Source organism: Cryptosporangium japonicum (genome assembly GCF_039524755.1).
GTDB classification, from domain to species: Bacteria; Actinomycetota; Actinomycetes; order Mycobacteriales; family Cryptosporangiaceae; genus Cryptosporangium; species Cryptosporangium japonicum.
In genome coordinates this window covers 146,193-154,546 of sequence record NZ_BAAAGX010000012.1, presented here as the reverse complement: position 1 = coordinate 154,546, position 8,354 = coordinate 146,193, and the positions used below count along the sequence as shown (strand labels likewise).

Below are 8,354 nucleotides of genomic sequence, written 5' to 3'. Positions count from 1 at the left end.
CGGACGGGCGGGATCAGGCCAGGCCGAGCTCGCCCTCGAACGCGCCGGCCTCGAGGCGCTGCTTGATCGCGCCGAGGAAGCGGGCGGCGTCGGCGCCGTCCACGATCCGGTGGTCGTAGGAGAGCGCCAGGTAGATCATCGAGCGCGGCGCGATGACCTCACCGAGGTTCGGGTCGTTGATCACCACGGCCCGCTTCACGACCGCACCCGTGCCGAGGATGCCGGAGTTCGGCTGGAAGATGATCGGGGTGTCGAACAGGGCACCCACGCTGCCGGTGTTGGTCAGCGTGAACGTGGCCCCGGCCAGCTCGTCCGGCGTCACCTTGTTGTTGCGGGTGCGGTCGGCCAGGTCGGCGATCTTCCGGGCCATGCCGGCCAGGTTGAGGTCACCGGCGTCACGCACGGTCGCCACCAGCAGGCCGCGCTCGGTGTCGACCGCGATGCCCAGGTGCTCGGCCGCCGGGTAGGTGACAGTGCCCTCGTCCATGTTGAGCACCGAGTTGAGCTGCGGGTACTGCTGCAGGGCCTCGACGGCGGCGACCGCGAAGAACGGCAGGAACGTCAGCTTCACGCCGTGCCGGGCCTGGAAGTCGTTCTTGGCCCGCTGGCGCAGCTGCGCGATCTTCGTGACGTCGACCTCGATGACCTGCGTCAGCTGGGCCGCGACCTGCAGCGACTCCACCATCCGCTGGGCGATCACCTTGCGCAGGCGGGTCAGCTTCTCGGTGCGCCCGCGCAGCGGCGAGGGCTGCGCCGGAGCCTTCGGAGCGGCCGCGGCCGCCGGGGCGGCGGCGGGTGCGGCGGCCGGCGCCGGAGCGGCGGCGGCGGCCTTCTTGGCCTCGGCCGCGTCGAGGATGTCCTGCTTGCGGATCCGGCCACCGACCCCGGTGCCCTCGACGCTGCCCAGGTCGATGCCGTGCTCGGCGGCGAGCTTGCGCACCAGCGGCGTCACGTAGGCGCCCTGGCCGTTGTCGGCCGCGGTGCCGGAGCTCTCCGGGGCCCGCGACGAGGCCGGAGCGGGCGCGGAGGCGGGCGCGGCGTCCTGCGGCGGCGTCGACTCGACGGCGGCGCGGGCCGGCTCCTCGCTCTCCTCGGCCGGCGGGTTCTGCGGCTGGGCCGCCTGGGGCTCGGGCTTCGGCTCGGACTTGGGCTCCGGCTCGGGCGCCTCGGCCTTCGGCGCGGGCTGCGAGGGCTCGGACTTCGCCGGCGCGGAGTCGGCCGAACCGATCACGCCGAGCTCGCCGCCCACCTCGACGGTGGCGTCCTCGTCCGCGGTGATCGAGAGCAACGTGCCGGCGACCGGCGACGGGATCTCGGTGTCGACCTTGTCGGTGGAGACCTCGAGCAGCGGCTCGTCCACCGCCACGGAGTCGCCCACCTGCTTGAGCCAGCGGGTGACCGTGCCCTCGGTGACCGACTCGCCCAGCGCGGGCATCTTCACCGAAGTGCCTTCGCCGCCACCGCTCGGCGCGGCCTCGGCCTGCGGCGCGGGCGCGTCCTCGTCGGCGTCGGTGGACGGGGCCTCGGCGACCGGAGCCTCCTCGGGCTCCTCGGCGGCGGGCTCCTCAGCCGGGGCCGGCGCGCTGGACCCGGCGTCCTCACCGGCGTCACCGATGACGCCGAGCTCGCCGCCGACCTCGACGGTGGCGTCCTCGTCGGCGGTGATCGAGAGCAGGGTGCCGGCGACCGGCGACGGGATCTCGGTGTCGACCTTGTCGGTGGAGACCTCGAGCAGCGGCTCGTCGACGGCGACCGTGTCACCGACCTGCTTGAGCCAACGGGTCACGGTGCCCTCGGTGACCGACTCGCCGAGTGCGGGCATCGATACGGAAGTCGGCATGGTCTGTGCGGCTCCTCAAACTATTTGATCGTTGGCACGGGTGCGTCACCCGTGTACGTGCAATGGCTTCCCCGCAAGCGCGAGGTGAGCCTCACCGAGCGCTTCGGACTGAGTGGGATGTGGATGCAGGAGCGGCGCGACATCCTCGGGAAATGCCTCCCAGTTGTAGATCAGCTGGGCCTCGGCGACCAGTTCACCCATCCGGCTGCCGACCAGATGGACACCGAGAACCGGACCGTCCTTGGCGCGCAACACGGTTACCGCGCCGGAGGCCCGCAGAATCGTAGCCTTGCCGTTGCCGGCGAGGTCGTACTGGACTTCGTCGATGTCGTACCCCCGGGCGCGGGCTTCAGCCGTGGTCAACCCGACCGAGGCCACCTCCGGCTCGGAGTACGTCACGCGGGGCACGCCCGCGTAGTCGATCGGCACCACCGGAAGGCCGGCCACCCGCTCGGCCACCAGGATGCCCTCGGCGAACCCGACGTGCGCGAGCTGCGGGGTGGCGATCAGGTCGCCGACCGCGGAGATCGTCGGCACGCTCGTCGAGCACAGCGGGTCGACGACGACGTGGCCGCGCTCCAGCGGAACGCCGACCTCCTCGTAGCCCAGGCCGGCCGAGACCGGCGCGCGGCCCACCGCGACCAGCAGCACGTCGGCGTCGAGCACGGAGTCGTCGGAGAGCTGCACCCGCACCCCGGCGCCGGTGTGCTCGACCGACGCGAACCGCACCCCGGTGCGGAAGCCGATGCCCCGGCGGCGGAACGCCCGCTCGAGCCGGGCGGAGGAGGTCTCCTCCTCGGCCGGCAGCAGCCGGGGGAGCGCCTCGACGATCGTCACGTCGACGCCGAGCGAGCGCCAGGCGCTGGCGAACTCCACCCCGATCACGCCGCCGCCGAGCACCACCGCGCGGGCGGGCAGCTGCTCGAGCCGGAGCGCGTGGTCGCTGGTGAGCACGCGGGTGCCGTCGATCGTCAGGCCCGGGAGCGTGCTCGGCGCCGAACCGGTGGCCAGCACGACGTGCCGGCCCTCGAACGTCTCGCCGTCGACCTCGACCGTCGTCGGCGAGGTCAGGCGGCCGCGGCCGGTGACCACGGTGACGCCGCGGCCGTTCACCAGGCCGGTGAGGCCGCGGTACATCTTGTTCACCACGCCGTCCTGGTAGGCCAGCACGGCGGCGAGGTCGATGCCGCCGAACTCGGCCCGCACCCCGAAGCGCGCGGCCTCGCGGGTGGTGTCGGCCACCTCGCCGGCGTGCAGGAGGGCCTTGGTGGGGATGCAGCCGCGGTGCAGGCAGGTGCCGCCGAGCTTGTCCTGCTCGATCAGCACCACCGACAGGCCCAGCTCGGCGGCCCGGAGCGCGCAGGAGTAACCGCCGCTGCCCCCGCCGAGGACGACGAGGTCGTGCGCTGGCCCTCCGCCCACCATTTCTCCCGTGGCTCCCGAGCTTTTGACTCTTGGCCCCAATCCTGTCACTACGCGATACCGACCCGCTCCTCGGGGCGCGTTACCTCCGCAGGTCGTGCGGGTTAACTACACTCGAGGGCCAGGGAGGTGCCCCCGTGAGTTTCTTACGACGGAAGAAAACCCGGCCGGGGACGCCGCGCGGTGCGCAGCGTGAGGACATCGCGCACCTGGAGGAGTTCGCCAGGACCCGGCGCGGGGTGGAGGCGTACGTCGAACCGCAGACCAACGTGACCGCGATGACGGTGATCCTCATCGCGACCGACGGTGAGTGGACCCGGCGGCGCATCGGCAGCCCGGACGACGCCCGCAAACTGGGCCAACGCCTGAGCATGCCGGTCTACGACGTGGCCGCCACCGGCTATCCGGCGCGCATGCGCGAGTGGTCGCGTAAGAGGGCGGCCCGCCCAGAACAAGCCTGACCGGCGCGCGCGAGGTCTTGAGTATCACTTGTACGCGGCGACCTCGCGCGCGACTGCCGGGCCTGCCCTGGGCGGGCTCCAGGTTCCAGCCGAGCGCTCACCCGTTCCGGGCGATGTCCTCGACGACCTCGACGAGGGTGCGGAGGGGGACTCCGGTGGCGCCCTTCGGGGTGTAGCCGTGCGGGGTCTTCGTGTTGTACGACGGGCCCGCGATGTCGATGTGCGCCCACTCGATCCCGTCCGGCACGAACCGGGACAGGAACGAGCCGCCCTGGAGCATGTGACCGGCCCGGTCGAACCCGGCGTTGATCTGCGTCACGTCGGCGATCGCCGAGTCCATCCCCGAGCGCACCTCGTCGGGCAGCGGCATCGGCCACATCGGCTCGCCGGTGCGCGCTCCGGCGTCCTTGATGCGCGCCAGCAGCTCGGTGGAGCCCATCAGCCCGGAGATCCGCTCGCCGAGCGACACGACCTGACCACCGGTGAGTGTCGAGGTCTCCAGCAGGTAGTCCGGCTCGTCCTCGACGGCACGCGTGATCGCGTCGGCCAGGATCATGCGGCCCTCGGCGTCGGTGTTGAGCACTTCGACCTTCTTGCCGCCGTACATCGTCACGACGTCACCGGGCCGGTACGCCGACCCGGAGGGCATGTTCTCGGCCATCGGCACGTACGCGGTGACCTTCACGGCCGGCTGCAGCCGCGCGATCGCGGTCATCGCGGCCACCACGCACGCCGCACCGGACATGTCGCTCTTCATGTCCTGCATGTTCTGCGCCGGCTTGATCGAGATGCCGCCGGTGTCGAACGTGATGCCCTTGCCGACCAGCGCGACGTGCTTGTCGTACGCGGCGGGCGTGTACGAGATGCGGACGAGCTGCGGACCCGCCTCCGAGCCCAGCCCGACGGCGAGGATGCCGCCGTACCCGCCGGCCTTCAGCGCGTCGGTGTCGAGGACCTCGACCTCCAGGTCGGCGTCGGCCGCCGCCTCGGCCGCCTGCGCGGCGAACGCCGGCGGACGCAGGTCGTTGGGCGGGGTGTTGATCCAGTTCCGGGCCGTGCGGACCGCGTCGGCGACGGCCTTGACCCGGTCGGTCTCGCCCTGCAGCTCGATCTCGCCGCGCCCGGTCGCGTCCGCCAGCAGCACGATCTCGCGGACCGGCGGACGGTAGCTCGGCGGGAGCTCGCTCTTGTAGCCGACGAAGTCGTACGCGCCGAGCACGGCGCCCTCGAGCACCGGCCGGGTGAGCGACGGGTCGCTGTCGACGAGAGCCAGCCCCACCCGCTCGGCGCCGGTGAGCGCGCGGATCGCCGCGCCGGCCGCGCGCCGGTAGTTCTCGTGCGGGTCGGTGGCGCCGGGCTTCGGCTCGACCGGGCCGAGCCCGACCGCGGCCACGACCGGTGCGGTGGTGGCGCCGAGCGTCGCGACCTTCACGACCTCGCCGGCGACGCCGTTCGCGCCCAGGCGCGCGAGCACGTCGAGCAGGCGTCCGCCGAGCGCGGCGTCGACGGCCGCCGCCCCGGGGCCGAGACTCAGCTGCTCGCCGTCGCGATGGACGCCGATGACCACGGCGTCGACCTCGGCGTCGACGGCGCCGGCGGCGGACACGGTCAGGACAGCTGCCTCGGTGGGTCGCGTCATTCTCGCTCGCTCCTGGGTCCAGGTTGGGTGCCCCGCGATGCTACGGCGCGACACCCGGGCCGACTGCGATCGACCCTGACGGTACGTTCGCCAGCATGACCAGCAGCGACCCGAGTAGCCATCTCGCCGCGCCCGAATCGTCCCTGCGCCGCTCGCCGTTGCACGACCGGCACGTCGCGCTCGGCGCCAAGTTCGCCGAGTTCGGCGGCTGGGAGATGCCGCTCCAGTACTCCGGCGTCATCGACGAGCACACGGCGGTGCGTACCGGCGTGGGCGTGTTCGACGTCTCGCACCTCGGCAAGGCGCTCGTCGCCGGGCCGGGCGCCGCGGACTTCGTGAACGCGACCCTCAGCAACGACCTGGGACGGATCGGACCGGGCAAAGCGCAGTACACGCTCTGCTGCGACGAGTCCGGTGGCGTCGTCGACGACCTGATCGCGTACTACTTCGCCGACGACCGGGTGTTCCTGGTGCCGAACGCGGCGAACACCGGCGAGGTCGTCCGGCGGCTGACCGCCGCGGCGCCGAGCACCGTCCAGGTCACCGACCAGCACGCCGACTACGCCGTGCTCGCGGTGCAGGGCCCCCGCTCGGCCGAGCTGCTGGCGGCGATCGGGCTGCCGGCCGACCACGACTACATGGGGTTCGTCGAGGCCGAGCACGAGGGCGTGCCGGTGATCGTCTGCCGCACCGGCTACACCGGTGAACACGGGTACGAGCTGCTGCCGAAGGCGGAGTTCGCCGAACCGCTGTGGGACGCCCTGCTCGGCGCGGGGGAGGCGCTGGGTGTGCGCCCCGCCGGGCTGGGCGCGCGGGACACGCTCCGCACCGAGATGGGGTACCCGCTGCACGGGCAGGACCTGTCGCTGGAGATCAGCCCGCTGCAGGCCCGCAGCGGCTGGGCGGTCGGCTGGAAGAAGCCGGCGTTCTGGGGCCGCGACGCCCTGGTGGCGGAGAAGGAAGCCGGGCCGGCGCGTCGGCTGGCCGGCGTGGAGTCGCTCGACCGGGGGATCCCGCGCGTCGGAATGGCCGTGCTCGACGCCGACGGCGCCCGGATCGGCACCGTGACGAGTGGCACGTTCTCGCCGACCCGGAAAGTGGGGATCGGGCTCGCCCTGCTCGACACCGCCGCCGGGGTGGCGGTGGGCGACGAGGTGACGATGGACGTGCGTGGGCGCCGCTCGCGGGTGCGGGTGGTGGATCCGCCGTTCGTGCCGTCGCACGTGAGGTGACCTGGGGTGTTCGAATGCTCACGTTCGCGGGCGCGATGATGTGTGTTCGCTGGGGGATCATCGGGTAGGTCGTCTGGGGCCGCGTCGGACGTGCGTGCCGACGTAGCCTGAATCTCCGAGACCACCGACCTCGACCTGTCGAAGGCGCATGACTGAGCCGAACATTCCCGCCCGTCCCGATCCACTCAGCCGTGAGAACGCTCCGGACGTGAGCTCCGCGTCCGCGTCGTCGTCCTCGTCGACTCCCGGCGGGGCCAGACGCGGTGACGCGGAGCCGTCGGCGGCGTCGGGCGCTCCCGCGCTCGAGGAGCCGACGACCCGGGGGATCGACTCGCTCGACCTCCCGCCGTTGCCGCCGCTCGCGTCGTCGGACTCGGCGCCGGTGGGGCACTCGCTGAAGACGCCCGGTGCGGCGTCTCCGGCGGCGACCCCCACGGCCGACGAGCCGCTCCCGAGCGCCGCTCCCTCGGCGAAGCCCGTCTCCCCGGCGAAGCCCGCATCCGAGGATCCGGCCCCCGCGACGCCGCCGACCGGAGCGAAACCGGCGCCGCTTCCCGGCGTGCGCACCGGGAACGGTGTCCGGCCGGGCACGGTCGGGTCGGCGTCGGTGCCGGCCTTCGGCGACTCGGGGTTCCGCGCCGCGGCCGCCGCCTCCACCGGCGGCGCCCTCTCGACGGGCTACCGCACCTACCCGGCGCACACGACCCCCACGACCACCGGGCGTCCGACGCCCGCGTCCGAGGTCCCGCCGGCGCTCCGCGGCCCGGAGAAACCCGACGAGGGCGACACGAAGGACGAGAAGAAGGGCTTCCTCGGCATCTCCGGGGGCCAGGTCATCGCCGGTGCGATGGCGGCGTCCACCTCGGCCGTCGCGGCCTCGTACCTCGGCGTGGCCGGCACCGTGCTCGGCGCCGGGCTCGGCAGCGTCATCGCGACCGTGAGCACCGCCGTCTACCAGAAGTCGATCCAGCGCTCGAGCAAAGTGCTGCAGACCGTCGTCACGACGTCGGTCGGCGGCCAGCAGGTGCCGGTCGACGAGGTCCTGCACGAGGGCCGGGACTCCTCGACGGTCGCGCCCGACCCGAGCCTGCCCGGCGTCGAACAGGTCGGGCGCGGCCTCCCGGACCCCAACCGTGCCGAGACCCACGTGATGGGTGCGGTCCCCGACGAAGCGACCCGCCCGTTCGGCGTCCCGCCGCTGCAGCCGGGGCCGCTCTACGGCTCGGCCTCGGTGCCGCCACCGTCCCGGCCGGGTGACTCCGGCACCGTCTACGGCGGCCCGGCCTGGTACTCCGAGCTGCCGTGGAAACGCATCGCGCTGACCAGCGCCGCTCTGTTCGTCCTGGTGATGGGCGTCATCACCACGATCGAGGTGATCGAGGGACGCACCGTGGCCGACGCCGTGAACGGTCGGCAGGGTGACGGCACCACGCTCAACCACGTGGTCACCGGCGGCGGTGACAACACTGCGCCGACGACCTCGCCCACCCCGTCGGAGAGCGGGAGCCCCTCCGAGAGCGCGACCACGAGCGAGTCGCCGAGCGAGTCGGTCTCGCCGTCGACCGAGGGCAGCGAATCGCCGAGCGGCGAGCCGTCCGCCCCGTCGGACCCGACCCAGTCGGAGGCTCCGAACGACGACCAGTCGTCGCCGGAGCCGAACCCGATCCAGACCCAGGGCACCGACCAGTCGTCCCCGGCGCCGGTCGCGCCGATGACCGACGCGGCCACGACCGTCCCCAGCGCCAGTCCGCTGGTCTGAC

The 8,354-nt window shown here is 73.1% G+C and carries 6 protein-coding genes; 3 read left to right on the top strand and 3 right to left on the bottom strand.

Translation table 11 applies throughout. From position 1 onward, the window contains the following. Window positions 1-13: 13 nt before the first annotated feature. Both sucB and lpdA read right to left on the bottom strand, forming a co-directional pair. Window positions 14-1,840: a 2-oxoglutarate dehydrogenase, E2 component, dihydrolipoamide succinyltransferase gene (sucB, locus tag ABD437_RS16200; RefSeq protein WP_344649671.1), complete on the bottom strand. Its 1,827-nt coding sequence runs from the start codon at window positions 1,838-1,840 to the stop codon at window positions 14-16. Window positions 1,841-1,885: 45 nt separating this feature from the next. Next, complete coding sequence (gene lpdA / locus ABD437_RS16195) at window positions 1,886-3,265, bottom strand: dihydrolipoyl dehydrogenase (protein WP_425558161.1); 1,380 nt, start codon at window positions 3,263-3,265, stop codon at window positions 1,886-1,888. Between the two features lie 134 nt (window positions 3,266-3,399). On the opposite strand from lpdA, the gene ABD437_RS16190 reads away from it, so the two are divergent. Next, window positions 3,400-3,723, top strand: coding sequence for a hypothetical protein (locus ABD437_RS16190; protein ID WP_344649669.1), 324 nt, complete (start codon window positions 3,400-3,402; stop codon window positions 3,721-3,723). 97 nt (window positions 3,724-3,820) lie between these two features. Here ABD437_RS16190 and ABD437_RS16185 read toward each other — a convergent pair whose 3' ends face one another. Further along, the gene (locus tag ABD437_RS16185; protein ID WP_344649668.1) at window positions 3,821-5,362 is read right to left on the bottom strand and encodes a leucyl aminopeptidase; all 1,542 of its coding nucleotides are present in this window, start codon (window positions 5,360-5,362) and stop codon (window positions 3,821-3,823) included. 95 nt (window positions 5,363-5,457) lie between these two features. On the opposite strand from ABD437_RS16185, the gene gcvT reads away from it, so the two are divergent. Then, window positions 5,458-6,594: a glycine cleavage system aminomethyltransferase GcvT gene (gene gcvT / locus ABD437_RS16180; protein WP_344649667.1), complete on the top strand. Its 1,137-nt coding sequence runs from the start codon at window positions 5,458-5,460 to the stop codon at window positions 6,592-6,594. 208 nt (window positions 6,595-6,802) lie between these two features. Further along, entirely contained in the window at window positions 6,803-8,353 is a 1,551-nt protein-coding gene (locus ABD437_RS16175; protein WP_344649666.1) for a hypothetical protein, read from the top strand. The last annotated feature ends 1 nt before the right edge of the window (window position 8,354 follow it).

Coding starts and splice junctions, on each gene's coding strand:
- gcvT (WP_344649667.1), top strand. CDS start 5,458: ATGACCAGCAGCGACCCGAGTAGCCATCTCGCCGCGCCCGAATCGTCC.
- sucB (WP_344649671.1), bottom strand. CDS start 1,840: ATGCCGACTTCCGTATCGATGCCCGCACTCGGCGAGTCGGTCACCGAG.
- lpdA (WP_425558161.1), bottom strand. CDS start 3,265: ATGGTGGGCGGAGGGCCAGCGCACGACCTCGTCGTCCTCGGCGGGGGC.
- ABD437_RS16185 (WP_344649668.1), bottom strand. CDS start 5,362: ATGACGCGACCCACCGAGGCAGCTGTCCTGACCGTGTCCGCCGCCGGC.